At 62.9% G+C, this 26280-nt stretch carries 25 protein-coding genes; 17 read left to right on the top strand and 8 right to left on the bottom strand.

The annotated features are described in order from the left end of the window. Positions 1 to 3: 3 nt before the first annotated feature. Entirely contained in the window at positions 4 to 2091 is a 2088-nt protein-coding gene (locus tag NKH04_RS11025; RefSeq protein WP_353044343.1) for a hypothetical protein, read from the top strand. Between the two features lie 172 nt (positions 2092 to 2263). Here NKH04_RS11025 and clpS read toward each other — a convergent pair whose 3' ends face one another. From clpS to NKH04_RS11010, 3 genes are all read right to left on the bottom strand, one after another. Then, positions 2264 to 2569 (bottom strand): ATP-dependent Clp protease adapter ClpS, encoded by a 306-nt coding sequence (gene clpS / locus NKH04_RS11020; RefSeq protein WP_352540995.1) that lies wholly within the window; start codon positions 2567 to 2569, stop codon positions 2264 to 2266. Between the two features lie 256 nt (positions 2570 to 2825). Beyond that, positions 2826 to 3041: a hypothetical protein gene (locus tag NKH04_RS11015; protein ID WP_352450529.1), complete on the bottom strand. Its 216-nt coding sequence runs from the start codon at positions 3039 to 3041 to the stop codon at positions 2826 to 2828. 36 nt (positions 3042 to 3077) lie between these two features. Beyond that, entirely contained in the window at positions 3078 to 3422 is a 345-nt protein-coding gene (locus tag NKH04_RS11010; protein ID WP_352469825.1) for a hypothetical protein, read from the bottom strand. 237 nt (positions 3423 to 3659) lie between these two features. Here NKH04_RS11010 and NKH04_RS11005 point away from each other — a divergent pair, with 237 nt between their 5' ends. Continuing rightward, positions 3660 to 4376: a response regulator gene (locus NKH04_RS11005; RefSeq protein ID WP_352469721.1), complete on the top strand. Its 717-nt coding sequence runs from the start codon at positions 3660 to 3662 to the stop codon at positions 4374 to 4376. Beyond that, complete coding sequence (locus NKH04_RS11000; protein ID WP_352819909.1) at positions 4373 to 5782, top strand: ATP-binding protein; 1410 nt, start codon at positions 4373 to 4375, stop codon at positions 5780 to 5782. The genes NKH04_RS11005 and NKH04_RS11000 overlap by 4 nt, the downstream gene beginning before the upstream one ends. A 237-nt stretch (positions 5783 to 6019) precedes the next feature. On the opposite strand, the gene choV is transcribed toward NKH04_RS11000, so the two are convergent. The 3 genes from choV to NKH04_RS10985 form a co-directional block, all read right to left on the bottom strand. Beyond that, the gene (gene choV, locus NKH04_RS10995) at positions 6020 to 7201 is read right to left on the bottom strand and encodes a choline ABC transporter ATP-binding protein (RefSeq protein ID WP_352450532.1); all 1182 of its coding nucleotides are present in this window, start codon (positions 7199 to 7201) and stop codon (positions 6020 to 6022) included. Further along, positions 7198 to 8052, bottom strand: a complete 855-nt coding sequence (gene choW / locus NKH04_RS10990; protein ID WP_254819158.1) for a choline ABC transporter permease subunit — start codon at positions 8050 to 8052, stop codon at positions 7198 to 7200. Before choW ends, choV begins: the two co-directional genes overlap by 4 nt. A gap of 118 nt (positions 8053 to 8170) precedes the next feature. Then, a complete protein-coding gene (locus NKH04_RS10985; protein ID WP_292660734.1) occupies positions 8171 to 9106 on the bottom strand; it encodes a choline ABC transporter substrate-binding protein in 936 nt (311 codons plus the stop codon). A gap of 237 nt (positions 9107 to 9343) precedes the next feature. Between NKH04_RS10985 and NKH04_RS10980 the strand changes: the two genes are divergently transcribed. The 8 genes from NKH04_RS10980 (at position 9344) to NKH04_RS10945 (ending at position 19515) form a co-directional block, all read left to right on the top strand. Continuing rightward, positions 9344 to 9955 (top strand): thymidine kinase, encoded by a 612-nt coding sequence (locus NKH04_RS10980; RefSeq protein WP_352680866.1) that lies wholly within the window; start codon positions 9344 to 9346, stop codon positions 9953 to 9955. A gap of 127 nt (positions 9956 to 10082) precedes the next feature. Further along, entirely contained in the window at positions 10083 to 10472 is a 390-nt protein-coding gene (locus NKH04_RS10975; protein ID WP_352819908.1) for a c-type cytochrome, read from the top strand. A 215-nt stretch (positions 10473 to 10687) separates the two neighbouring features. After that, positions 10688 to 11776, top strand: coding sequence for a hypothetical protein (locus NKH04_RS10970; protein WP_352450536.1), 1089 nt, complete (start codon positions 10688 to 10690; stop codon positions 11774 to 11776). A gap of 35 nt (positions 11777 to 11811) precedes the next feature. Further along, positions 11812 to 12957: a hypothetical protein gene (locus NKH04_RS10965; RefSeq protein ID WP_352488971.1), complete on the top strand. Its 1146-nt coding sequence runs from the start codon at positions 11812 to 11814 to the stop codon at positions 12955 to 12957. Positions 12958 to 12981: 24 nt separating this feature from the next. Beyond that, a complete protein-coding gene (locus NKH04_RS10960) occupies positions 12982 to 14892 on the top strand; it encodes an AAA family ATPase (protein ID WP_352770900.1) in 1911 nt (636 codons plus the stop codon). A 198-nt stretch (positions 14893 to 15090) separates the two neighbouring features. Continuing rightward, entirely contained in the window at positions 15091 to 16389 is a 1299-nt protein-coding gene (locus tag NKH04_RS10955) for a DUF6638 family protein (RefSeq protein WP_352683898.1), read from the top strand. Between the two features lie 14 nt (positions 16390 to 16403). After that, a complete protein-coding gene (locus NKH04_RS10950) occupies positions 16404 to 17528 on the top strand; it encodes a DUF2333 family protein (RefSeq protein WP_352450540.1) in 1125 nt (374 codons plus the stop codon). A 307-nt stretch (positions 17529 to 17835) separates the two neighbouring features. Continuing rightward, positions 17836 to 19515, top strand: coding sequence for a formate--tetrahydrofolate ligase (locus NKH04_RS10945; protein ID WP_352772531.1), 1680 nt, complete (start codon positions 17836 to 17838; stop codon positions 19513 to 19515). A gap of 72 nt (positions 19516 to 19587) precedes the next feature. Here the strand turns inward: NKH04_RS10945 and NKH04_RS10940 are convergent, their stop codons facing one another. Further along, on the bottom strand, positions 19588 to 20235 hold the full coding sequence (locus NKH04_RS10940; protein ID WP_352918105.1) for a cysteine hydrolase family protein: 648 nt from the start codon (positions 20233 to 20235) through the stop codon (positions 19588 to 19590). A gap of 128 nt (positions 20236 to 20363) precedes the next feature. On the opposite strand from NKH04_RS10940, the gene NKH04_RS10935 reads away from it, so the two are divergent. The 3 genes from NKH04_RS10935 to NKH04_RS10925 all read left to right on the top strand — a co-directional run bounded on the left by NKH04_RS10935 (position 20364) and on the right by NKH04_RS10925 (position 22526). Beyond that, entirely contained in the window at positions 20364 to 21353 is a 990-nt protein-coding gene (locus NKH04_RS10935; protein WP_352918106.1) for a helix-turn-helix domain-containing protein, read from the top strand. A gap of 160 nt (positions 21354 to 21513) precedes the next feature. Continuing rightward, complete coding sequence (gene parS / locus NKH04_RS10930) at positions 21514 to 22020, top strand: type II RES/Xre toxin-antitoxin system antitoxin (RefSeq protein WP_352918107.1); 507 nt, start codon at positions 21514 to 21516, stop codon at positions 22018 to 22020. After that, positions 22017 to 22526: an RES family NAD+ phosphorylase gene (locus tag NKH04_RS10925; protein WP_352466798.1), complete on the top strand. Its 510-nt coding sequence runs from the start codon at positions 22017 to 22019 to the stop codon at positions 22524 to 22526. Before parS ends, NKH04_RS10925 begins: the two co-directional genes overlap by 4 nt. A 58-nt stretch (positions 22527 to 22584) precedes the next feature. On the opposite strand, the gene NKH04_RS10920 is transcribed toward NKH04_RS10925, so the two are convergent. Further along, a complete protein-coding gene (locus NKH04_RS10920; protein WP_352918108.1) occupies positions 22585 to 23142 on the bottom strand; it encodes a sugar O-acetyltransferase in 558 nt (185 codons plus the stop codon). Between the two features lie 148 nt (positions 23143 to 23290). Here NKH04_RS10920 and NKH04_RS10915 point away from each other — a divergent pair, with 148 nt between their 5' ends. The 3 genes from NKH04_RS10915 (at position 23291) to NKH04_RS10905 (ending at position 26276) form a co-directional block, all read left to right on the top strand. Continuing rightward, on the top strand, positions 23291 to 23752 hold the full coding sequence (locus NKH04_RS10915) for a DUF4126 domain-containing protein (protein ID WP_352450545.1): 462 nt from the start codon (positions 23291 to 23293) through the stop codon (positions 23750 to 23752). Beyond that, positions 23749 to 25125 (top strand): FAD-containing oxidoreductase, encoded by a 1377-nt coding sequence (locus NKH04_RS10910; RefSeq protein WP_352743322.1) that lies wholly within the window; start codon positions 23749 to 23751, stop codon positions 25123 to 25125. The genes NKH04_RS10915 and NKH04_RS10910 overlap by 4 nt, the downstream gene beginning before the upstream one ends. A gap of 101 nt (positions 25126 to 25226) precedes the next feature. Next, positions 25227 to 26276, top strand: a complete 1050-nt coding sequence (locus tag NKH04_RS10905; protein WP_352918109.1) for a M14 family metallopeptidase — start codon at positions 25227 to 25229, stop codon at positions 26274 to 26276. Positions 26277 to 26280: the final 4 nt, after the last annotated feature.

The following is a 26280-nucleotide window of genomic DNA, read 5'->3' as shown; positions in this document are numbered from 1 at the left end:
ACCATGAACTGGTCGCTCGCCTTCGAACCGCTCATCACCTGGCCGCTGCTCGCCGTGGTTCTGGTGCCGCTGCTGCTGCTGTCCCTCGCCGGCCTTTGGTTTCGCCAGCGCGGCGCGGTCTTCCGCCTGGCAGCCCTGATTGCGCTGGCTGCGGCGCTGCTCAATCCGGTGTTCCTCGACGAAGAGCGCGAGCCGCTGAAAAGCATCGTCGCCGTCGTCGTCGATCGCAGCCACAGCCAGGATATCGGCGACCGCACCAAGCAGACTGACGCGGCGTTGGCCGGGCTTCAGCAGCGTCTCGGCCGCTTCAAGCAGTTCGACGTCCGTGTCGTCGAAGCCGGCAAGTCCGAAGCCGCTGACGAGCGCACCGAGACGCGGTTGTTTTCCTCGCTCGAAAATGCTTTCCGCGACGTGCCGCCATCGCGCATCGGCGGCGCCATCATGATCACCGATGGCGAGGTGCATGACGCGCCGTCCGGCGCACCCGACTTCAATGCCCCGCTGCACGCGCTGATTACCGGCAACGAGCATGAGAAGGACCGCCGCATCCGCTTCGAGAATGCGCCGCGCTTCGGCCTCGTTGGCAAGCCGCTCGACATGACCTATCGCGTCATCGCCACCAACAACGAAACCGGCCCGGTCGATGTCCGCGTATCGGTCAACGGCGAGCAGGTATCGGTCGAGCACGCCAACATCGGCCAGGCGATGCCGCTGCAGGTGACCATTCCCAGCGCCGGGCGCAACATTGTCGAACTCGCCATCAACCACGAGCCGGGCGAACTCACCGACACCAACAACCGCGCCATCGCGCTGATCGACGGCATCCGCGAAAATCTGCGCGTGCTGCTTGTTTCCGGCGAACCGCATGCCGGCGAGCGCACCTGGCGCAATTTGCTGAAATCCGACGCTTCGGTCGACCTCGTGCACTTCACCATCCTGCGCCCGCCGGAAAAGCAGGACGGCACGCCGATCAACGAATTGTCGCTGATCGCCTTCCCGACGCGCGAGCTGTTCGTCGAGAAGATCAAGGATTTCGACCTGATCATCTTCGACCGCTATCAGCACCGCGACGTGCTGCCGATCCTCTATTACGACTACATCTCCGAGTATGTCGAAAAGGGCGGCGCGCTACTGATCGCGGCAGGCCCCGAATATGCCGGCGAAAGCTCGATCGCCCGCACGCCGCTGATGTCGGCGCTGCCGGCAATGCCGACCGGCGAGGTCATCGACAAGGCCTTCTATCCGCGCCTCACCGATACCGGCCAGCGTCATCCAGTAACGCGTGGGCTCGACGGCTCCGCGACCGAGCCGCCGCACTGGAGCCGCTGGTTCCGCACCATCGGCGTCGAGAACCCCGAGGGCGAGGTGGTGATGAAGGGCGCCGACAACCGGCCGCTGCTGCTGCTCGACCGCAAGGGCGAAGGCCGCGTCGGCATGCTTCTGTCCGACCAAGGCTGGCTGTGGGCGCGCGGCTTCGAGGGCGGCGGCCCCCATGTCCAGCTCTACCGGCGCATCGCCCACTGGCTGATGAAGGAGCCCGAACTCGAGGAAGAGCGGCTGACCGCCGACGGCCGCGGCATGGTGCTTGAAATCCGCCGCCAGACGATGAGCGACGACCCCGGCCCGGCGCAAGTCATCACGCCGTCCGGCAAGGCACTGATCGTCAGGCTCGAGAAATCCGAACCAGGCGTCTTCCTCGGCAGCGTCGAGACCAACGAAATCGGTCTCTATCAGGTCGGCAATGGCGACCTGACGGCATTGGCCCATGTCGGGCCGGTCAACGCCCCGGAATTCACCGACGTCGTCTCCACCGAGAACCGGCTGAAACCACCGGCTGAGGCAACCGGCGGCAGCGTTCGCCGGCTGGCGCCGGCCTCAGCACTTGGCACTCTCACCAGCACCGTCACGCTGCCATCCGTAGTCCCGGTCCGTTCCTCGGGCGCTGCCTCCGGCGATGATTGGATCGGCCTGCGCACCACCGACGACAGCGTACTCAAGGCCGTCTCGCGCGTGCCGCTGTTCGGCGGCTTCCTCGGCCTCGGCCTGCTGCTTCTGGCGATGGGCTCGATGTGGTACCGCGAAGGGCGGTAACGCGGTTTATCCTTCTCCCCTTGTGGGAGAAGGTTGATTGGCGCGCAGCGCCAAGACGGTTGAGGGGTGTTGGACGGAGTGCCGTCGTTGCCAAGCTGGAACACCCCTCATCCGACCGCGCTTCGCGCGGCCACCTTCTCCCACAAGGGGAGAAGGAAGAAAGCGAACCGCCCTACTCCTCCGGCTCCGTCGTGAACATCAGCGGGTAGCCCTTGGCCTTGCCGGCATCGGTTGCCCGCGCCGCCTTGGTCTCGGCGACATCCCTGGTGAAGACGGCGACAACGCAGACGCCGCGCCGGTGCGCGGTGATCATTATCCTATGCGCCTGGTCTTCGCTGAGCTTGAACTCGGACTTCAGCACCGTCACGACGAACTCGCGCGGCGTGAAATCGTCGTTGACCAGGATGACCTTGTAGAGCTTCGGCCGTTCGACCTTCGGCTTCGTGCTGGTACGGGGTTTTGTCGTGATTTCAGGCATTGGACCGGCAATTGCGTACGACAGCTTTGCGGTCATTTTGACATGGACAAAAGCGGTCGTCCATTCAACCGCGCGCGATCGGCTTCCCGGCAGGCGCAGTTCAAAGTCCGTGCCTATGTGGGAACTGCCGTCTGGCGTTCAACCGGGGGTGTGGGCCGGGCCTGGCCCTATTGTATGCACGCAACAAAAAAGACGACCGCTCCAGGCAAATCGCAACTGGAGCGGTCTTCTCGTAGGGTAGAAAGATGTCGCTTGATCAGGCCTTCGGGGCTGCCTTGACCGCGTGCTTCTTGTGCTTCTTGACGGTCTTCTTGGCAGCGACCTTCTTCACGGCCTTGGCCGGCGCAGCGGTCGTCGTTGTCGTCGCAGCCGGGGTGGTGGTCGCGGCATTGGCGCTGCTGGCGCCGAGAACCGGCATCGAGACGGCCAGCGCGATGGCGAGACCGAGGGCGGAGAGGAGGGACTTTTTCATGGCTTCACTTCCTTTTTGTGCAGATCGGATTGAGTGTCACTGAACGGGATCGATCGGTGTCACTCCAAGCAGCTTCAAAGCGTTCGCGAGCATCCGGATTCCCTGTGCCTGTTTCTTGTTGGCGCAGAACCGGTTTCCCTTTCTTTGAAGTGCTTTCGCCGCGGTGACCTGCGTTGCCGCGGCATGGGTTTCGAGGGCTTCGTCAAACTGGCGGTTCAGATCGATGCAACGCTCGCTGCGGGTGGTCGCCACCTTTGCATCGGCCGCCTTTGCATTGGCCACCTTCGCATCGGCCAGTTTTGCATCGGCATGTTCGACCGCGACCGTGACGAGCGAAATGGAAAGCAACGCACCCATCAGACTGATCGAGAACCTTTGCATTGGTCTGTCCGTAATCCCGTAACGCGTGTCGCAGCCGATGACCTGACCGCCACGGCACCACTTATGCCTTTGATTTTTTTCGGCAGTTTTTCCGGATTGTAGAATTTTGTTTCTGGATTGTTTCTGGGCAGCCCGGATCGGGCCGCCGATCTCCACTGGCCAACTTATGGCCTGAATTCTATCGTCTGGCTGACAGCCGAAGCAGCGCTTGGGCGATCCACAAATGACAGGTTCCCTGTGAAATCCGACCCCCACATACTGATCGTCGACGACGACAAGGGCATTCGCGACCTGCTTCAGGAATTTTTCCAGAAGCGAGGGCTGCATACATCGGTCGCCGCCGACGGCACCGAGATGGAGACCATCCTACGCCGCGCCCAGGTCGACCTGATCGTCCTGGACGTCATGCTGCCCGGCAAGAGCGGGCTGGAGCTCTGCCGCGAGTTGCGCGCCAATTATTCGACGCCGATCATCATGCTGACCGCGGTTACCGAAACTACCGACCGCGTGGTTGGGCTGGAGATGGGTGCCGACGACTACGTGCCGAAACCCTTCGATCCGCGCGAGCTGCTCGCACGCATTCGTGCCGTCTTGAGACGCAATGGCGCCGCCGAACCGCGACGCGCGGCCTCGCGGCAGATCTACCATTTCGCCGGCTGGACGATGGACTGTTCGCGCCGCCGGCTGATGGCGCCCGGCGACGTCAGGATCGAGCTGACGATGGCCGAATTCAATCTACTGCAGACCTTCGTCAAGAGCGCGCAACGCGTACTGAGCCGCGAGCAGCTGATCGAGCTGTCCGGCGGCGACAGCGGCTACAGTTTCGACCGCAGCGTCGACATTCTGGTCAGCCGGCTGCGGCGCAAGATGGAGGATGACCCGAAAACGCCGAAGCTGATCTTGACTGTGCGCAGCGGCGGCTACCAGTTCCTGCCTGAGACGACCGCCGAATGAGACGTATTCTGCCACAAACACTGCCGGTCTGGGTGCTGCTCATCGTCATAGCCGGCCTGCTGATCAGCCAGATCGCGACCCTCTACATCGTTTCGCGCGACCGTGCCGCCGCCAATGACGTCGTCGATCTCTACCGGCTGAACGACCGCGCCTTCTCGCTGGTACAGCTGATGCATGACGCCACCCCCGAACAGCGCAAGGCGACGGCGTCCGGCCTGTTCAACGCCACTTATGCGCTCACCGTTTCCAACACGCCTGCCGTTACTTCCTCGATAGCCGGCGACGACGAGCTGGCCGAATTGGAGGACATATTGGTCGGCCGGCTATCGAAGTTCGGCATCACCGACGCGCGGGTCCGCCGCGACCCGGCAACGCACGAAGCCGACGCTCCCGGCGGGACGGTCGCCGGTCCCGATATTGGCCAGGTCGAGCGCGACCTGCTGGTGCTGGCGGCCGATTTCGCCCAGAGCGACAAGCTGACCGCTTCGCTTCGCTTTGCCGACGGCCAATGGCTGAACTTCACCGAGCCGAACACGCCGGCCGGGCCGATATTGAGCTTCGATAGCCTGCCACTCTATGCCTTGATCGCCGGGCTGGTGGTGGCTTCCTCGATCTGGTCGCTGCGCCGGCTGACGGCGCCCTACCGGATGATGGAGACCGCGGTGAAGCGGATCGGCGAGGACCTGAAGAGCCCGCCGATCGCCGAGAGCGGCAGCCGCGAGGTGCGTACCGCGGCAAAGGCGGTCAATGCCATGCAGGCAAGACTGCGCGCCTACGTCGAGGACCGCGAGCATCTTGCCGCCGCACTGGCGCACGACCTGCGCACGCCGTTGACCAGGATGCGGCTGCGCCTCGAACTGCTGAGGAATTCGTCCGTGCGCGCCGCACTGGCGCACGACCTCGCCGACATCGAAGGCATTGCCAGCTCGGTCATCGACTTCGCCACTTTCGAGGTGACCGAGGAGAAGAGCGAGAGGATCGATTTCTGGTCGCTGGTAGAATCGATCGCCGACGGCTTCGACGAGGTCTCCTTCGACAATGAGGACGCGCGCTCGCGCGGCCTGATCTGCGTCGCGCAGCCGGTCGCGCTACGGCGCTGTGTCACCAACCTCGTCCAGAACGCGGTGACCTATGGCAAGAGGGCGCATCTCAGCCTGCGTCAATCAGGCAAGACAATCACGCTGGCGATCCATGACGAGGGTCCGGGCATCCCGCAAGCCGAGCTCGACGCCGTGTTCGGCTCGTTCGTGCGCCTGGAACAGTCGCGCAGCCGTCAGACCGGCGGCCTCGGCCTCGGCTTGACCATCGCCCGCAACATCGCCCGTAGCGCCGGCGGCGAAGTCAGCCTGTCCAACCATCCCGATAGCGGCCTGATGACGGAGCTGCGCCTGCCGCTGGCGGTTTAGCTTGCGTATCGGGCTAAGCCGGCGTTCCTTCGCGCCCCCCTCTGTTCTGCTGGACACCTCCTCCACAGGTGGGGAGATTGGCCGTCATCGCCGATTTCGCCAATTACAAACGTTGGAATGTGAGAGCCGTCCGCGAAGCCGCCGATCTCCCCCCAAGTGGGAGAGATGTCCGACAGGACAGAGGGGGGCGCGACAGAACTCGGCGTTTGGTCTTGGTTCTCTCCCCAAGGAGAAAAACTATCTTCGCAACACCGCGCTCAACACATCCCTGACGCCGATGGCGCCGACGAAGCGCGACTGCTCGTCGAATAGCGCGACGGGTGCGGTCTGCGAGCGATGCATGGCCAGCATCACGGTCTTCAGCGAGGTGCCGGGATTGGCCCAGAATACCTGAGCCGTCTCCTCCGGCTGGGCTTCGACATCGGCGCAGGACACCCAGACCGCCGGCTTGCCGTCGCGCTCGGCCGCCGCCACCAGCCCATGCTCGTCGATCTTGAAACGTGTCGTCCTGCGCCGGTCGAGCCACACCCAGCCGTTCTCGCCATGTTCGAGGTCGCGTCGGTCGCGCATGACGTTCCACGCGGTCAGCACCGAGAGCGGGTTCACATTGGCGATGAAGTCGCGGACATAGTCGTTGGCGGGCCGCAGCACGATGTCTTCCGGCGCGCCTGTTTGCACGATGCGCCCGCCTTCCATGATGGTGATATGGGTGCCGATCTTCAGCGCCTCCTCGAGGTCGTGGCTGACGAAGATGATGGTCTTCTTCAGCTCGGCCTGGAGCTGCAGCAACTCGTCCTGCAGCTTGGTCCGGATCAGCGGATCGAGCGCCGAGAACGGCTCGTCCATGAGCAGGATCGGCGCCTCGGTGGCAAAGGCGCGCGCCAGGCCGACGCGCTGCTGCATGCCGCCGGACAGCTCATGCGCATATTTCTTCGACCACTGGTCGAGATGAACCAGCTTCAGTTGCCTGTTCACCCGCTCCTTGCGCTCGGCTTCGGGTACGCCGGCGAGCTCGAGGCCAAGGCCGACATTCTCCTCCACCGTGCGCCACGGCAGCAGGCCGAACTGCTGGAACACCATCGCCACCTGCTTCTGCCGCAGCCGCCGAAGCGTCGCCTCGTCGCAGGTGACGACGTCGACCGTACCGTCGCCGTCCTTGACCAGCACCTGGCCGCGCGAGACGACGTTCAGCCGGTTGACGGCTCTGAGCAGCGTCGATTTGCCGGAGCCGGAAAGCCCCATCAGCACCGAGATCTCGCCCTCGTTCACGGTGAGGCTGGCGCCGGCGCAGCCCAGCACGTTGCCGGTCTGTTCGAGGATCTCGGCGCGGGTGGCGCCGCTGTCGATCAGCGCCAGCGAGCCGGCCTGGTCGGCGCCGAAGACGATGTCGACATTCCTGAAATCGACGGCGACGGTCATTTCTTGCCTCCCACGCCGATGCGCGTCATCCGGTCGAGCACGATGGCGAGCACGACGATCGCCAGCCCTGCCTCAAGCCCGAGGTCGATCCTGCGCGAACCGAGCGCCCGGTTGATTTCCGTACCGAGGCCGCCGGCGCCGATCAGGGCGGCGAACACCACCATCGACAGCGACAGCATGATCGACTGGGTCAGCCCAGCCATGATGGTCGGCAGCGCCGAAGGCAGCTCGACCTTCCACAGCAGCTGGCGCTTGGTGGCGCCGAACGCCTCGCCCGCCTCGACGATCGATTTCGGCACTGAGGTGACGCCGAGATGGGTGAGCCGAACCGAGGTCGGGATGACGAAGATGATGGTGACGATCAGGCCGGGCGCGTTGCCGAGGCCGAACAGGGTCAGCACCGGGATCAGGTAGACGAAGGTCGGCAATGTCTGCATCAGGTCGAGCACCGGCAGCATGACGCGATACACCTTCGGCTTGTGCGCGGCCCAGATGCCGAGCGGCACGCCGATGGCCATCGACACGGCGGCGGCGGCGACCACCAGCACCAGCGTCTCCACCGTCTGCTTCCACAGGTTCTGGTTGAGGATGAACAGCAATCCGATGAATACCGCCAAAGCCAGGCCTTTCGAGCGCTGCAGGAAATAGGCGAGCAGAGCGATCAGCGCGATCAGCAGAACCGGCGGCAGCAACAGCAGCCCGTCGACGATGCCGTCGAGCAGGAAGTTGAGGCTGTTGGAAAAAGCCCTGAAGATGGTGTCGAAATTGTCGGTGAGAAAGCCGAAAAACGCCTTCCCCCATGCCCCGATGGGAATCTTGTAACTGACCAGGAATTTGGAGATCGGATCCATCTAGCCCCTCTTCTGCCGGCGCCGTCCTTCGCCGGACGGTCATCTTGTCACAGGATACGAAAAAGGGCAGCCATTTCTACCGTGGCTGCCCCTTGTCTCGTCATGCCAGATGGTCGGGTCAGCTTCCGAGCGCCGTTTTCACCGCAGCCGCCGCATCGCCGCCGTCGAAGGTGGTGACGCCGGCGATCCAGGGAGCGACCGCGTCCGGGTGCTTCTTCAGCCAGTCGGTCGCGACCGTATTGGCATCGCCGCCCTTCAGGATCGCGTCCATCATCTCGCCTTCCATGTCCAGGTTGAACTTCAGATTGGCGATGAACTTGCCGGCGTTCGGGCATTCGCTCATGTAGCCCTTGCGTACATTGGTATGCACGGTGGCAGCACCAAAGCCGCTATCGCCCATCCCCTCGAGATAGGTGATCTTCATGGCGCCCATCACCGGATGCGGCGTCCAGCCGAGGAAGGCGATCCATTCATTGTTCTTCATCGACTGCTCGGCCTGGGTGAGCATGCCGGCCTCGGAAGATTCGACCAGTTCGAAGCCTTCGAGATTGGTCTTCGGATCCTTGATCATGTCGAGGATGATGCGGTTGCCGTCATTGCCGGCCTCGATGCCGTAGATCTTGCCGTCAAACTTGTCCTTGAACTTGCCGAGATCGGTCAGCGTCTTGACACCGGCATCGGCGACATAGGTCGGAACGACGATGCCGTAGCCGGCACCGCTGAGATTTTCGCTGACGGTCTCGACCGAGCCTTCGGCGGCATAGTCCTTGATGTCGTTGGTCATCGACGGCATCCAGTTTCCGAGGAACACGTCGAGGTCTTTGTTCTTCAGCGACGCATAGGTCACCGGCACCGAAAGCTGGATCACCTGCGGCTCGTAGCCCAGCGCCGTGAGCAGCACCGAGGCGACGCCGGTGGTCGCCTGGATGTCGGTCCAGCCGACATCGGACAGCCGCACCGTCTTGCAGCTTTCCGGATCGCCGGCGAAGGCCCCAGTCGTGGATAGAAAAGCCGCCAGGCCGAGGCCGGCGACGAATGAACTCATACGCGACATGAAAATTCTCCCATTTCAGTTCTCGGTGAAGCGACGCGACGGTTTTATCTCCGCCTTTGTTCCGTCAGCCAAACATCATTCTGCTGCGGTTTCAAGCACTAAGGCAATCACGAACAACGGCGCAGGCTGGCCGATCAGCGACACGCCCGCCGCTTTCCGGATGGAAGTCGTCTTTTCCCGGTGGAATGTAGGCGCTCCCCCTCCCCGCTTTGTTGCAACTCGGCTTAAAAGGACGGCATGGCCAAGCTGTACTTCCATTATGCGACGATGAATGCCGGCAAGACGACGATGCTGTTGCAGGCCTCGTACAATTACCGCGAGCGCGGCATGACGACGATGCTGTTCATCGCCGGCCACTACCGCAAGGGCGATACCGGGCTGATCTCGTCGCGCATCGGCCTGGAGACGGAAGCCGAGATGTTCCGCGACGGCGACGACCTGTTCGCCCGGGTCGCCGAGCATCACGACCACGCCACGGTCCATTGCGTCTTCGTCGATGAGGCGCAGTTCCTCGAAGAGGAGCAAGTCTGGCAACTCGCCCGCATCGCCGACCGGCTGAACATCCCGGTCATGTGCTACGGCCTGCGCACCGATTTCCAAGGCAAGCTGTTTTCCGGATCGCGCACCCTGCTGGCAATCGCCGACGACCTGCGCGAGGTGCGCACCATCTGCCGTTGCGGCCGCAAGGCGACGATGGTGGTGCGCCTCGGCGCCGACGGCAAGGTGGCGAAACAGGGCGAACAGGTGGCGATCGGCAAGGATGTCTATGTCTCGCTCTGCCGCCGCCATTGGGAAGAGGAAATGGGCCGCGCCGTGCCCGACGATTTCATCGGCTTCACCAGAACCTGACTAGCGCTATTGCCTTCATCCGACCTCCCGGCCGACATTCGTTCGCCAATCGCGCCATCGTGCGGCGCTTATTTAAGGCCTGCTTGCTATTTCAGAACCTCTCAGCCAGAGCCGTCGGGGAGTTCCCATGCTTCGAGCCATCTCATCTGCAACTGCTTTCCTCATCGCCGGCGCTCTTGCCGCGCATGCCGACGGCGATGCCGCTCTCGGCAAGAAAGTCTTCAACAGATGCATGGCCTGTCATGAGGCCACGAGCGACCACGACAAGGTCGGCCCGCATCTGCTGGGTGTCGTCGGCCGCAGCGCCGGCACCGCGGACAGTTATCTCAGCCGCTACTCGCAGGGGATGAAGGACGCCGGCGCCGCCGGCCTGGTCTGGGACGAAGCAAACCTCGCCGAATACCTGCGCGCGCCGCGGCAGAAGGTCCCCGGCAACAAAATGGCCTTCTCCGGCCTGACCAGCGACGACGACATCGCCAATGTCATCGCCTACCTCAAGGCCGATCCCAAGCCCTGAGCGTCGCTCCCGACCTAAAGTCCAGCCGCGGTTGAAGCGGTGTCTGATTGGACGGCAGTTACACCGTAATCATTGCCTGACTATCCTGCGGTCGGCCTCCTGAAATTCTTTTGTTTTCCTGTAATCCCATGTCTTCCGTCTTTCATTCGCCAAACCCGGCACATATATTCGCGGCGGTTTGCGAAACGAAACCGATGCCGAAGCGGGAGGCCCCAATGGCGACATTGCAGAATTTCGACGCCGAGATTGCCAAGACCAAGCAGGTCGTTGAGGACATGCGCACCAAGATCGAGCAGTCCGGTACTGTGCTCGACACGCTCGCCACCGCCGACAAGAAGATCGGCGACGCCAATTTCGACATCGAGAATGCCCGCATCGAGGACGTGCTGAAGCAGCAGAAGGTGATGGAAGGCAATATCGCCGACCTGATTATCGGCCTCGAGGACGCCACCAACGTCTTCGGCGCCGAATTCGAGAGCATGAAGAACTACACCGGCTGGGAAAATTTCGTCGGTGTCTTCTCCAGCCAGCGCAAGCAGCGCCTGCGCACCGACCGCGTCCGCAACATGTCGCTGGCCGGCAATCTGCAGGAGCTGCTGGCGAAATCCGACACCATCGTCGGCATCCTCAAGGCGCAGAAGCAGGTTCTCGACACGCGCTACAAGACCTCCGAGGCCAGCCTGTCGCAGGTGATCGAGCGCCGCAAGACCACCATGTCCAATCTCGAGACCGTGCAGAAACGCATCGAAGAACTCAACCCGATGCTGCTCGACATCGAGAACAAGATCGCCGCCTCGACCAGCCAGAAGGAGCGCACCCAGCTGGAAGGCGAACGCTCGAAACTAGCCACGGAATACAACGAGAAGCAGGCCAAGGAGCAGGAATTGCTGGCCGAAAGCCAGACGCTGGAGCGCTACACCTCGATGTTCCAGACCTTCGTCGATTCCCTCAACAACCAGATCGCGGCGCAATCGACGCTGATCAACAAACTGACCATCGATACCGAGCAGCGCATCGTTCTGTACAAGGCGCTGGAAGATTCGCTGAAGACCGCCGCCCAACAGGATGTCGCCCACAAGATCAATACGCTGGGCAGCCAGGTCGACAATACCGCCGAAGAGACCATGGCCGGCATTGGTGCCGCCTCGCAAAAGCACATCGGCGATCTGCTTGAAATGCACGAGAAAAACATGGTCGCCACCGCCGACATCCAGCGCCGCAAGAAGCTCGCCGACGATGCCTTCGCCCGCCGCTTCGACGATGTGATGAAGAAGCACAATTCGGCAAATTACGTGCAGTCGTAATTGCTGCACGTGCACTGCTCCCAAGGGCTGGCAGCATGACCCCCGAAAACGAAGCTGCGGCGCGTTATTTCTCGGCGATCGCGGCGGCACTTGGCGGCCTCGAAGTGTTCATGCGCGACGATCGCTCGCCGCTCTACCGGCACGGCATCGTCGCCAAGGTCGTCGCCGAATATATTGCGCGGCTCGACAAGTCGTTCTCGTGCTGGCGCAACCGGCTGGGCTTCACCGAGACGTTCCGCATCTCGCGCGCCGAAAGCGGTTTTCCGGTCTTCCAGAACCTGCTCGAGTTGGAGAACGACCGGCTCCAGGCCGATGCGCGACTCGCCAACCTTCCGCTGGCCGATGAGCTGCGCGAGGAAATGGCGGACTTCATCCTGCGCCACAAGGAATTTCCCGAAGCACTGCAGAAGTCGATGGCCGAGCGGCTTTACCTCGAGGACGTCAAGAGCGAGACTACCTTCGGCCCGTTCACGCTGGCCCAGACGGTCAAGGTGTCGGTCAATCCGAAGACGTTGCGCCCCTATTATCTGGTCCACTGGGCCTGCTTCGACGGCAGCGCCAACCTGCCGCTTGTCTATATGGTGACGGTCGAGGATTCCTCGGACGACATGATCCGGCAGCTTGTCGACTCCAGCGGCAAACTTAATGAGAGGATCGACATTCCGCTGCCGGTCGACGGCTTGCTCAATCCCGAGCTTGCCCACCGTTTCGACGATTTCACCGAAAAGAATTCCGCCTACGCGCTGTCGCCGGCGACCATCGCGGTCAACCTCGACAAGGATTTCGAGCCGCTGCATCCCAAGCAACTGCGTCGCGTCGTGCTCGGCCCGTTCTATTCTGCAGGGATTACCGACAACAATTCGACGGTGAGCGAAGTGCTGGCCAAGGTGCGCAAGCCGGAAAACGCCTGGCTGCTGACCTGGACCATCCAGGAGGTCTTTTCCAAGGCCGAAAAGCCAGGCCGCAAGGGGCTGTTTTCGAGCGAAAAGACGACACAGGAATTCTTCATCAATACCGACGATCTCGAGGCCGCGCGGCAAGGCGTGTCGAGCTATGAGAACCATGCGCTGATTCCGCACGAGGCCTATCAGGCGCTCTATGCCGCCGGCGAGGCGCAGAAGATCTTTTCGGGCTACAAGGTCCACATCCTGTCCAAAGGGCAGGTCATCAGCGACGTCTGACCGTCAAATCGCGGAGCATCCTCCATGGACACCGGCCTGACCACCATCCCGGAAGCGGCAATTGAAAAGCACCGTGCCACTGCGCAAAGTTTCATCACTCGCATCGTCGTGCTGGAGGACCCATCGCGCGAGTCCGGCACCGCGCTTGCCGGCACCAACCGCCGCTTCGTCTCTACCGTCTCGGTCGGCTCGGTGCGCCGCACGCGCGAGGTCGAGCTCTCCAAAACCGTCGCCGCCGTCCATTCCGACGACCAGTTGCTGACCATCCCGCAGCACACGCTGTTGTTTCGCGCCCGGCGCGGCACAGCGATAGCGCTGGCCATATCGGATGTCTTCGCCGAGGGCTCGGACCTCGAAAGTCTGCAGGCGAAAAACGCCCGCTCGCCGCTCGAAGGCGATGAAGCTGCCACCTTCAAGAAGCTGCTGTCGGCCTCTGCCTACATCTCCGCCTTCAGCCTTGCCTCCTATTTGTTCCAGCTGATCGACAGCGACGGCGAGGCGCCGAACGACACGCCCGAGCCGGACTTTCTGTTCGACACGCCACAGGATGCGGTGAAGTCGATCGTGGCCGGGCTCGACAGGGCGATAGCAGGTTCGAAGGACGATGCCGACCTGATGACCCGCGCCCGCGCCTTTGCCCGCGTCGCCATCGACGGGCTGTTGGCGCGAAAGGGCCGCTTCGACGGCATCGGTCCGTTCGAGAACGCGCATATCCGCATCGACGTCGACGATTTTACCCTTGACGGCTTCGACGTCGCGCCGGGTAAGCGGGCAAAGCCGCTGGTGATGACCTTCAAAAAACCGGAAGAGGTCGTCGGCAACCACATCGCCAAATACCAGTCAGTCAAGCTTGCCAAGATGCTGATGGCCTACGACTTCGAGCGCGAGCTGAACCCGTTCGTCGAGCTCGGCGGCTTCCTGTTCACCTTTATCGGCGATGGCGCGCCCGGCACCGGCAAGACAACCTTGATCCAGATGATCGCCGGTCTTCTCAATGGTTATTGCCAGGTCGCCGGCTATCCCTTCGCTTACGAGAATTTCGGCGTCGACCAGATCTCCTCCTACCAGGGCAAGTCGGGCCAGAACTGCCGACAGTTCATCAACAATGTGCTGAACCCGCGCGTCATCGGCTTCGGCACCATCGACGATATCGACCAGGTGGCGGCACGCCGGTCCGACGACCGCGCCTCGGCCGGCCAGCAGGAAATCACCGGCGTCCTGATGGACGCCTTTGGAGGTGCGGCGACCGTGGTGCGCGGCAATTGCTCGTTCGGCATGTTTTCCAACTATCCCGAGAACGTCGACGACGCATTGCGCCAGCGCGCCGGCGCGCGCTGGCTGGTCGATGGCCCGCAGAGCCGCGACGACTACATCGACATCTTCGTTCTGCTCGCCGGCAAGAACCACAAGATCCCGCTCGGCGAGCACAAGCTCTACGCTGCCCAGGAAATCCAGCGCGCGGTGATGGAAGCCTACGAGGAGCATGAAAAGCCGCAGGAAGACGGGCTGATAAAGGTCTATGAGCGCTACATGAAGGAAAACGGCGCGCCGAAGACGATGGCTGACATCGGCACCTATCTGCACTTGATCAAGGATGCCGAGCCGCGCTTTACCGGCCGCGCCATCAAGAACGTTACCGATGCCATCAAGATGCGCGCCATGGACATCGAATTGCCGGACGAGTGGTTCGAAAAGCCGGAAGCCTTCATGCACAAGGGTTACGACGACAAGAAAGCGATGATCGAGGAGCTGCGCGGGCCATTCTCGATGGACATGGTCATGCAGGAGATCAACCGCTATGCGGATTCCGAATTCCGCTATTCCGACAAGTCCGATGATGCGGCGGTGACCAAGATGATCCGCGACACCCGTCTGCGGGAGCGTGCCGTCCGCGAGATCGAGGGGTTGAAGAAAAAGGGGCTGTGGAATGCGTGAGATGCGCCGACGCCACCTTCTCCCCTTGTGGGAGAAGGTGGCGTCGAAGGCGACGGATGAGGGGTATTCGTCAAGCTGGAACACCCCTCATCCGACCGAGCTTCGCTCGGCCACCTTCTCCCACAAGGGGAGAAGGAGCGTTCGCGCCCCTCATCCGCCCTTCGGGCACCGTCTCCCCGTGAACGCGGAGAAGGAATAATGGCCAAGAAACCCGATCTGTTGCGCGACAACGAGCTGATCTACGGCCGGCTGCTGACGATCGACGAGCCGCACCTGATCCAGCGCTACAACAAGGCGATGGTCGCGTTCGGCTTGAAGCCGACCAAGTTGAGAAGCTTCGAGATCGACCGCACTGGCTTCTCGCCGCAGGTCGCCGAGGAATGCGGCGACTACAGCTACCTCGATCCGAACGAGGTCAACCGCCGCTTCATCATCCTGACGCCGTCGCAGATCGACCTGCCGGTGGTGCACACGGCGTTCTCCAACACCTCGCTGCTGATGTACGAGTTCATGTCCAAGAACCAGCGCGCCATCGATGCGCTGACGATCAAGGACGTCATCTACGGCGAGATCGAGGATTCGGTCCCCAAGGTCGACGACATCGAGGACCTGCTGTCGATCAACCAGGTCGAGTTCAAGGTGCTGTCGGCCGAGGATGTGCTCGGCAAGGCCGCCGAGCTCGGCAAGCTGGTCGACCGGCTGAAGCAGGAGCCGGATGCCTGGCGCGACAACGCCATGCTGGCCCACATGGTCGAGCTGGCGAAGGTCTGCGGCGACATCCGCGAGAATGCGCTGGTGCCGGACCAGGTGATCTTCCGTCACAATGCCTATTGGACCAGCCATTTCGGCGGGCTCTATGTGTTCGTCGATCCCGACGTGACGACGGTGATCAGCGACCCCGCAGCGCCCGGTTTCCGCCGCTCGCGGCCGTGGCAGGTGAGTTACCTTTCGATCCACGATGCCGACAAGGTGTTCAAGTTCCTCGCCTCGACCGGCCGCATCGAGCTGCCGCGCGCCTCATGGATCGAAACCTCCGGTTATCTCGAGCATCGCGCCGAAATGGTGGTGCGCGCGCTGATCCGCGACGCCGATCCCGACCGCAATCTGACCGACGTCGACAAGGTCTGGCTGCAGACCTGGATCCACGGCCATACCGATCTGATCACCAGGGACGGCAATTTTCCCTTCCTCAACGCCGCCAAGCGCGAGATCGCCCAGCTCGGCCATCTCAAGATCGAGGACGTGTTCCCGCAGCAGCGCTTCCTGGTCATCCGCGCCAAGCCGGACCATGCCGACGCCTGGCTGACCAACCAGCTGATCTCGGACTTCGTGCCGCAGGACTTCGTTTCGCGTTACGTCTTCAACAAGCCGGGCTTCTACAGGGACTATGAGGGCTTCAGCGACGCCTGGCGATCGCATGTTGTGGACGTTCTGAAAACCACATATCTGAAGGACAAGGTGGCGTTTCGCACACGCCTCTACGGCTTGACTGACTGAGGGGTGACATCGCCATGCTTGATCCGATCGTGAGTTTCTTCACCCGGATTTTCCAGTGGATTGGCCGCGGCATCGGCCTGCTCATCGGCGCGATCCTGTGGCCGTTCCTGTGGGCGGGGCGCTGGTACACGCAACGCGGCTGGATCCTGAAGGCGGTGCTCGGCCTGGCTGTGCTCGTGCTGATCGGTCTCTATGTCAACTTCTTCTACGCCACCCAGTGGTGGAACAATTTCGACCCGAATTACGTCGACAAATACACGTTCGAAAAACGCAACAGCTCCGCCGGTGAACAGGTTTCCGCCGGCGCCGGCACCGACACGGCCAAGACCTGCGGAAATTCAGCCATTGCCCAGGTTGCGGCCGACCTGACCGACTTCAACGTCAACCAGAATGCCTGGGTGTCGTCGATGATTCTTTACAAGCTCGGCCTGTTCGGCATCGACTGGGATCACACGCCGTTCATGGACAACAAGGCTTCGTTCCAGCGCGGCATCAACCAGGCGGTGCGGCGCACGGCGACCGAGCTTGCCGATAATCTCGGCCGCGTCCGCACCACCTCGCAGATCGACGCCGACCTGCAGGATGCCCGCGGCAATCTGCAGTTCGACGAGGAAACCTGGTATTTCGGCTTGAACCCGTTCGGCCCCAAGACGCCGACGCCGAGCTACTATCGCGACGCGGTGCGCAAGCTGCGTTCCTTCAACGCCCGCCTCGCAGCCTGCCAGGCGACGTTCGATGCCCGCGCTGACAATCTCAAGCAGTATATCGACCGCATCTCGTCCGACATCGGTTCGACCTCGGCGATCCTCAAGGAGCGTGCCGAAAACCACAATAATGGCTGGTTCGACACTCGCGCCGACGACCGCTTCTGGTTCGCCTATGGCCAGCTCTATGCCTATTACGGGCTGATGAAGGGCGCACAGGCCGACTTCGAGGACGTCATCAAGGAAAAGCACCTGCAGAACCTGTGGGATACGATGGACGCGCAGTTCGTCTCGGCACTGCGCATCCAGCCCTTCATCATCGCCAATGGCCGCGAGGACGGCTGGCTGTTGCCGACACATCTGACGACGATGGGTTTTTACATACTCAGGGTGCGCTCGAACATGGTCGAGATCAGCAACGTGCTGACGCAGTAGCGGATCGTCCCGCACAGCCGGCGCTGGTGAATTTGCGCCGTTGCTTCTGTCGCTTTTCGCGTATTACGCGGCTGTTTTGAGACGGCGGAACCGCGCCTGCTCTGGCTTCTATACGGCGCGGCAACCGGCGCGAAAAGAACCTGTGGCAGGGCAGCCGGCCGCAGAGGCATTTTCTTCGTAGGAAACATAGTTGCATGAAAGTTGACGCCGCGGCAGCGACAGGGGTAGAACATGCCCGCGCCTGCAATGCCGGGCTATTCTTGCGACCACACTAGTCAAATCCGTCCAATTCAGAGGGAAGTCGTCCATGGCCGAAGTGAAGTCCGACATCGAGATCGCGCGCGGCGCCAGGAAGAAGCAGATCCAGGAGATCGGCCAGAAGATCGGCATTCCGAGCGAACATCTTCTGCCCTACGGCCACGACAAGGCGAAGATCTCGGCCGAGTTCATCAAGTCGGTGAAGGGCAACAAGGATGGCAAGCTGATCCTCGTCACCGCCATCAACCCGACACCGGCCGGCGAAGGCAAGACGACGACGACGGTGGGCTTGGGCGATGGCCTCAACCGCATCGGCAAGAAGGCCATCGTCTGCATCCGTGAGGCTTCACTCGGACCGAATTTCGGCGTCAAGGGCGGTGCCGCCGGCGGTGGCTACGCGCAGGTTGTGCCGATGGAGGACATGAACCTCCACTTCACCGGCGATTTCCACGCCATCACCACCGCCCATAATCTGCTGTCGGCGCTGATCGACAACCACATCTACTGGGGCAACGAGCTCGGCATCGATACCCGCCGCGTCGTCTGGCGCCGCGTCATGGACATGAACGACCGGTCGCTGCGCGAGATCATCTGTTCGCTCGGCGGCGTCGCCAACGGTTTCCCGCGCGAGGCCGGTTTCGACATCACAGTCGCCTCGGAAGTCATGGCCATCCTGTGCCTGTCGACCGACCTGAAGGACCTGGAAAGGCGCCTCGGCGACATCATCGTCGCCTATCGCCGCGACAAGTCGGCCGTCTATGCGCGCGACCTCAAGGCCGACGGTGCGATGGCCGTACTCTTGAAGGACGCCATGCAGCCCAATCTCGTGCAGACGCTGGAGAACAACCCGGCTTTCGTCCATGGCGGCCCCTTCGCCAACATCGCGCATGGCTGCAACTCAGTCGTTGCCACGACGACGGCGCTGAAGCTTGCCGACTACGTCGTCACCGAAGCCGGTTTCGGCGCCGATCTCGGTGCCGAAAAGTTCTTCGACATCAAATGCCGCAAGGCCGGCCTGAGGCCCGCCGCGGCGGTCATCGTCGCCACGGTTCGCGCCATGAAGATGAATGGCGGCGTCAAGAAGGAGGACCTCGGCAAGGAGAACGTCGAGGCGGTCAAGAAGGGATGTGCGAATCTCGGCCGCCACATCGAGAACATCCGCCAGTTCGGTGTGCCGGCTGTGGTCGCCATCAACCATTTCTACTCCGACACAGAGGCCGAGATCCAGGCGATGAAGGACTACGTCGCCTCGATGGGCGAAGAGGCGATCCTGTGCAAGCACTGGGCCCAGGGATCGGCCGGTATCGAGGAACTGGCCAAAAGAGTCGTGGCGTTGGCCGAATCCGGCGCGTCGCAATTTGCCCCGCTGTATCCCGACGCCATGCCGCTGTTCGAGAAGATCAACACCATCGTCCAGCGCATCTATCGCGGTTCCGAAGCGATCGCCGACAAATCGGTGCGCGACCAGCTCCACGCCTGGGAGCACGCCGGCTACGGTCATTTGCCGGTCTGCATGGCCAAGACGCAATATTCCTTCTCCACCGATCCGAATCTGCGCGGCGCGCCGACCGGCCACACCGTGCCGGTGCGCGAGGTCAGGCTGTCTGCCGGCGCCGGCTTCGTCGTCATCATCTGCGGCGAGGTGATGACCATGCCCGGCCTGCCCAAAGCGCCATCCTCGGAAAAGATTTTCCTGAACGAAATGGGCCAGATCGAAGGCCTGTTTTAGGGATAATCAACGCTTGAACGGCAAAGGGCGCCGCAACGCTGCGGCGTCCTTCTGCCTGTTCGCGACAGTCTCCTACGCCGCGCTTCGCGCCAGCGCGCGCTGGTTGGAGGCATAGGGTGTGTCGTGCTGGGGTACCACGCCGGTCTTCAGGCAATCGATCCACTCGGCGGTTTTGAGAACGGCCGCGAAGCGCGACTGCAGGATGATCGTCACGACGCGATGGATTTCCTCCCCCGAAGCGTAACCGGCGCTGTTGGCGTACGGCAACGACCCCGTTGCGTCCGACAGGAACTCGACCTCGAAGCCCGTATGCACGGCGTGGATGACCGTCGACAGGTCGCAATTGTGAGTCATGTAGCCGATGACTGTGATCGTATCGATAGAGTTGGCGCGCAGCCACTCCTCGAGGTCCGTGCCGGTGAAGGCGCTGGGCAAGTTCTTTTCGATGTAGTGGTCGCGGTCTCGCCTGGCGATTTCCGGGTGCAACTCGGCGCCATGGCTGCCCTTGGCGAAGACCGGTGAGGTTTCCGGCGCCAACTGTTTGATGACCACCACCTTGACGCCTGCCTCGGTGGCCGCGTCCATCGCTCGCGCGACATTGACGACGCTGTCGCGGAAGGGCGGATGCTGGATGGCGAGGTTGCCGCCATCATAGTCGTTTTGAACATCGATGACGATGAGGGCGCGGCGCGGAGCTTTGCCTTTGGCTGGTTGCGACATGGGGTTTTCCTTTCCCGTTGGACATTGATGGGTGGACGATAAGCTCGGCACCGGATTGCAAAAAGTGTCCCGATTGACATTATTCGAAAGAATTGGGACAATCGGCCTCACCCGTTGCTGGAGCTCCCATGACCGATCCTGCCGTTGCCGCCATCGCCTTCGATGGCATCAGCCCGTTTCATCTCTCCGTGCCGTGTCTCGTGTTCGGCGCTGATCGCACGGAGCTCGGCCTGCCGCGCTTCGACTTCCGGGTCTGCGCGATTGAGGACGGGCCGATCCGCACCGATGCCGGGCTGACCATCAGCGTCCCGCACGGGCTTTCCGCGCTCAATGACGCCGACATCGTCATCGTGCCAAGCTGGAAGGATCTCGGGAGCTCGCCTCCAGCCGCATTGATCGACGCGTTGCTTGGCGCGCACGAGCGCGGCGCGCTGATCGTCGGACTGTGCTTGGGAACGTTCGCTGTTGCGGCGACCGGACTGCTTTCGGGGCGGCGAGCGGCGACGCACTGGGCCTACGCGGATCAGCTGCAGGAACTCTATCCCGACATTCTCGTCGAACCGGAAGTGCTCTACATCGACAATGGCGATGTCGTGACATCCGCCGGCGTCGCCGCCGGGCTCGACTGCTGCCTGCACGTCGTACGGGCTCGTTACGGCGCGGAGGCGGCGCTTCGCCTTGCCCGGCAGATCGTGCTTTCTCCGCACAGGCAGGGCGGGCAGGCGCAATTCATCGAACGTCCCATCGCCAGGACCGGCAATGCGGACCGCTTCACCCAGGCTCTCGAAGCGGTGCGCAAAACCCTGGGTGGGCCGCACAGTTTGGACAGCGTTGCCGGTCACGCCGGCCTCACCCGCCGGACGTTCACGCGCCGTTTCCAGAAAACGATCGGCACCAGTTTCGGTGACTGGCTGACCGACCAGCGCGTCCAGCTGGCGCAACGGCTGCTGGAAGCAACGGAAAAATCGATGGACACGGTTGCGTTCGAGGCCGGCTTCGGCAGCGCTACCTCGCTGCGCCAGCATTTCGCAGCGCGCCTCAGAACCTCGCCGGCGCAGTACCGGCGCGAATTCTCGAGGAGTGCTCAGGAGGAGCGCGTGGCGCACATGCCGAGGTGAAATTCGGCTCGCGCTCGATTCCAGGGCAATCGCTTCAGTGCCGACCTTGGACTGCCATCTGGCCCGAGTAGGCTATCTTTTCTCTCGAAGCGATTGCCCTGCTCTCGATCCTGTCGTGCTTGAAAGGCTCTGCGTCATCTGTCACATATTAAAGCGACAGATGACGCGAAGAGGGCTCGCCGTGGCGAGGGCATTGGAAAAGGCTGCGCCAGCAGCAAAAAACAATGAACTTCAGAAGGTGGCGAAATTGCTAGGCGGCAGCCGCATTCTGGCAAGGCGCCTCAGCAGCGCTTTGGATGCCCACGAGTTGCTTCTGCACGGCCTGCCGGCTTCAGCGCTGGACCATCTTATCGGGCAACTCGTCTTCATCCAGAAGACCGATTCGCTGGAGAAGGCCGTCGGCATGAGCCTGCGCACCTACCAGCGCCGCAAGGATGCTCCGTCCAAGCCTCTCAGTCAGGACCAGAGCGGACGAACCTGGAAGTTCGCGGAGATCCTGTCGAAAGCGACCGACGTGTTCGGTTCGCAGGCGGAGGCAGAGCAATGGCTGGAGCGCCCGGCGATTGGGCTCGACCAGCGTCGTCCAATCGACCTTCTGGCGACGCCGGCGGGGATCGAGCTTGTAGAAGACTATCTGGAACGGCTTGAATATGGCGTTTATGCATGACGCCGCTGCCGGCGGCGCTTGGTGGCTCCGACCTCATCGGATGGCGCCTCGATCAAGCCGCGTTTGCGCCTACATGGGATAGTGGCGAGGGCGCATACAGGGTGGGCGGACGCTGGAACAGCAAGGGCGTGCGCGCCGTCTACTGCTCGATCGATCCGTCGACTGCGATCCTCGAGGTTGCGGTCCATAAGGGCTTCAGGGCGCTCGACACGATTGCGCATGTCATGACGGCAGCAATCGTCAGCGATGTCGCGGATGTGCATATCGTCGACCCCGCCGCCGTGCCCAACCCCAACTGGTTGCGCCCGGGCATTCCGAGCTCCGGGCAACAGGCGTTTGGCGACGATCTTCTGCAACGGCACCGGTTCGTTGTGATTCCGAGCGCCGTATCGCAGCATAGCTGGAACCTGATCTTCGACGCGAGCCTCGCCAGAGGGGCATACGCCATGAAGACCCAGGAGGCGTTTGCGCTCGACACACGGTTGCATCCACCTCCGGCCAAGTGACATAGCCGCCCCCATGTCCATCAGAACGAGGACGTGACCGGCGACAGAAGCACGGTGCTCAGTTGTTGCTGATTACCCGTGCCGGATTGCCGACCACCGTGGTGTTCGCCGCGACGTCGCGCGTCACCACAGCACCGGCGCCGACGACGGCGCCATCGCCGATCCTGACTCCGCCGAGGATGACGGCACTGCCGCCGATCCAGGCATTGTCGCCGATCTCGACCGGCTTGGCGATCTCCAGCCCTGCCCGTCGCCCGGCAGCCTCCTTGTGGTGCTCGGCACAATAGATCTGCACATTGGGGCCGAGCAGCGTTCCCTTGCCGATGCGCACTGGCGCCGTATCGAGAATGGTGCAGCCGGCATTGAGAAAAACGCGGTCGCCGAGAAAGATGTTGAAGCCATAGGCGCAGTGGAACTGCGCCTCGATCCGGGCGCCCTCGCCCGCAGCGCCGAGCAGCGTCCGCAATCCAGGCCCGATGTCGCGACGCTGCCGGGGCGGCAGGCTGTTGTGCTCGAACACCGCGTCTCGCGCCGTGATGCGCAACGCCTCCAGTTCCGGATCGAGGCAGCAATACCACTCGCCCGCCGCCATTTTCGTGCGTTCGCTTTCGGCCATGGCCGCAACTCCAGTCTCAATCTTTGCCAAAGCACAAGTGCTGCAAATGCGGAAGCGCCGGCGGCGACACCACCTCTGGTCAAATACCGGACCTATGGTAGCTTGCTCTCTCGGACCTGTCCCAAGCCGGCCATCGAGGGGATCAATCATGCTGTACATTTTTGCACTCCTGATTGGCATCGTTGCCGGGCTTCGCGCCATGACCGCGCCCGCCGCCGTCGCCTGGGGCGCCTGGCTTGGCTGGTTGCCGGTCGCGGACACCTGGGCGAGCTTCATGGGCCACTGGATCGCCGTCGGCATCTTCACCATCCTGGCCATCGCCGAACTGGTCACCGACCAGCTGCCCTCGGCGCCGAGCCGCAAGGTGCCGCAGCAATTCGGCACGCGCATCGTCTTGGGCGCTTTCACCGGCGCGGTGATCGGCGCGACCGGCGGCGCCACCATCGGCGGCCTGATCGCCGGCGCCATCGGCGCGGTGATCGGCACGCTGGGCGGCGCCGAGGCGCGTAAACGCCTGGCCGCCGCCTTCGGCAAGGACCCGCCGGCCGCCTTCATCGAGGACGCGGTGGCGATCGTCGGCGGGCTTCTGATCGCGGCGGCGGCGGCATGACGGCAAAGACATTCGACGCCATCATCGTCGGTGCCGGGCAGGCCGGCCCACCGCTCGCCGGCCGGCTGAATGCGGCCGGCATGAGCGTGGCGCTGATCGAGCGAAAGCTGGTCGGCGGCACTTGCGTCAACACCGGCTGCACGCCGACCAAAACGATGGTGGCAAGCGCCTATGCCGCGCATCTCGCCCGCTCGGCCGCGGATTACGGGGTGACGCTGTCCGGTCCCGTCGGCGTAAACTACAAGGCGATCAAGGCGCGCAAGGACAAGGTCTCCAACGGCGCCCGCGGCAATCTCGAAGACTGGATTGCCGGCATGGACAAATGCACGCTCTATCGCGGCCATGCGCGCTTCGTAAGCGCCAACACGGTGCGCGTCGGCGACGATCTGCTGAGCGCCGAAAAGATATTCCTCAACACCGGCGGGCGCGCCTCGGTGCCCGACCTGCCTGGCATCGACGGCATTTCTTACCTGACCAATTCCTCGATGATGGATCTCGACGTGCTGCCGCGCCATCTCATCGTTGTCGGCGGCAGCTATGTCTCGCTCGAATTCGCGCAGATGTTCCGCCGCTTCGGTTCCGAAGTCACGGTCATCGAAAAAAGCCCGCGCCTGATCGGTCGCGAGGACGAGGATGTCTCGGACGCCATTTTGTCGATCCTCGAAAACGAAGCCATTGCCGTCCATCTCGGCGCCGACGACATCCGCTTCGCCAGGCGAGGCAACGAAATCGCCGTGACCTTCTCGCCAGGCAAGGCGGCTGCGGTCGGCTCGCATGTGCTGCTGGCGCTCGGCCGCACGCCAAACACCGACGATCTCGGCCTCGACAAAGCCGGCGTCGAGGTCGACAAACGCGGCTTCATCGTCGTCGACGACCAGTTGCGCACCAGCGTGCCCGGCATCTGGGCAATGGGCGACTGCAACGGCAAGGGCGCCTTCACCCACACCTCGTACAACGATTACGAGATCGTCGCCGCCAACCTGCTCGACAACGATCCGCGCAAGGTCAGCGACCGCATCGAGGCCTATGCGCTCTATATCGACCCACCACTCGGCCGCTGCGGCATGACCGAAGCCGCGGTAAGGAAATCCGGCCGCCGCGCCCTGGTCGGCCAGCGGCCAATGACCCGCGTCAGCCGTGCCGTCGAAAAAGGTGAGACGCAAGGCTTCATGAAGATCCTGGTCGATGCCGACACCAAGGAGATCCTCGGTTGTTCGGTGCTCGGCCCGGGCGGCGACGAGGCGGTGCACTGCGTGCTCGACCTGATGTATGCCAAGGCGCCGGTCAGCACGCTGGCGCGCGCCGTGCACATCCACCCGAACGTCTCGGAGCTTCTGCCGACCATCGCCCAGGAACTCAAGCCGCTGGTGTAACGGCCGGGTAGAATCGTGCGCCCATAGCGGCAGCGACTGGACCAATCGACAGCCCAGCGGCAAAAGGGCATGTGTTCCGCCTCTTCTCCCGGAGGCATCCCATGCAGAAGTCCATCGAACGCGTCGCCGGCGACAGCGAAGGCGTTTCCTACGAATTCCCCGTTTTCCGCTTCGCCGGAACGGACAAGACGGCGCCTTCCGCCTATCTGCAGGCGGCACTTCATGCCGGCGAATTGCCGGGTGTCGTCGCCATCGACACGCTGATGCCGATGCTCAGCAAGGCGGAAGCCGAAGGCCGCATCACCGGCAACATGACCATCGTGCCCTGGGCCAATCCGATCGGCCGCGCGCAATATCTCTACGGCGACCATCAGGGCCGCTTTCATCTGGGCACGCGCACCAATTTCAACCGTGGCTTTCCGCGGCTCGCCGCGCCCGACCTCACGCTGCTGCCGGCGCACGGCACGGTCGACCAGCGGCTGAAGACGCGGCTGCTGCAGCTCTCCATTGGCCACGACATCGTGCTCGACCTGCATTGCGACGATGAAGGCCTCGCCTATCTCTACGTCCACACCAGCCTGTGGCCGGCCATGGCGGATTGTGCAGCGGCCATGGGCGTCGATGCGGTGATGCTGTGGGACGAAGACCCCGACGGCACCTTCGAAGGCGCTTCGATCATGCCGTATCAGAATGTCCCGGCCGACGTGGCGCGCCTCCACCGGCGCGTCGCCACCACCGTCGAATATCGCGGCATACTCGATGTCGACGGCGCCCTCGCCGGCGCCGATGCCGAAGGGCTCTATCGGCTGCTGGTGGCGCGCGGCGTAATCCAGGACCAGGCGCTGCGCGCGCCTGGCAGCTTCGTTGGGCTCGTCGCGCCGCTCGAAAACATCGAGATGATGCCGGCGCCCCGCTCGGGCGCGATCCTCTACGACGTGAAGCCGGGCGACCGCGTCACCAAGGGTGCGCGCCTTGCCACCATCGTCCACGCGCCCGGCGATCCCGACGGCCGCACGGAAGTGTTGGCGCCGCAGGCGGGCCTCATCCTGACGCGGCGTTCCCGCCGCATCATCCGCGCCGGCGAAGACCTCTTGAAGCTGGTCGGCGACGGGACGAGCGCCGATGCAAGGTCGGGAACGCTGGAGGACTGACGCA

The sequence above is a fragment of the Mesorhizobium sp. M1365 genome (genome assembly GCF_040317865.1).
GTDB lineage: Bacteria > Pseudomonadota > Alphaproteobacteria > Rhizobiales > Rhizobiaceae > Mesorhizobium.
This window is presented reverse-complemented; position numbering and strand designations above follow the sequence as displayed.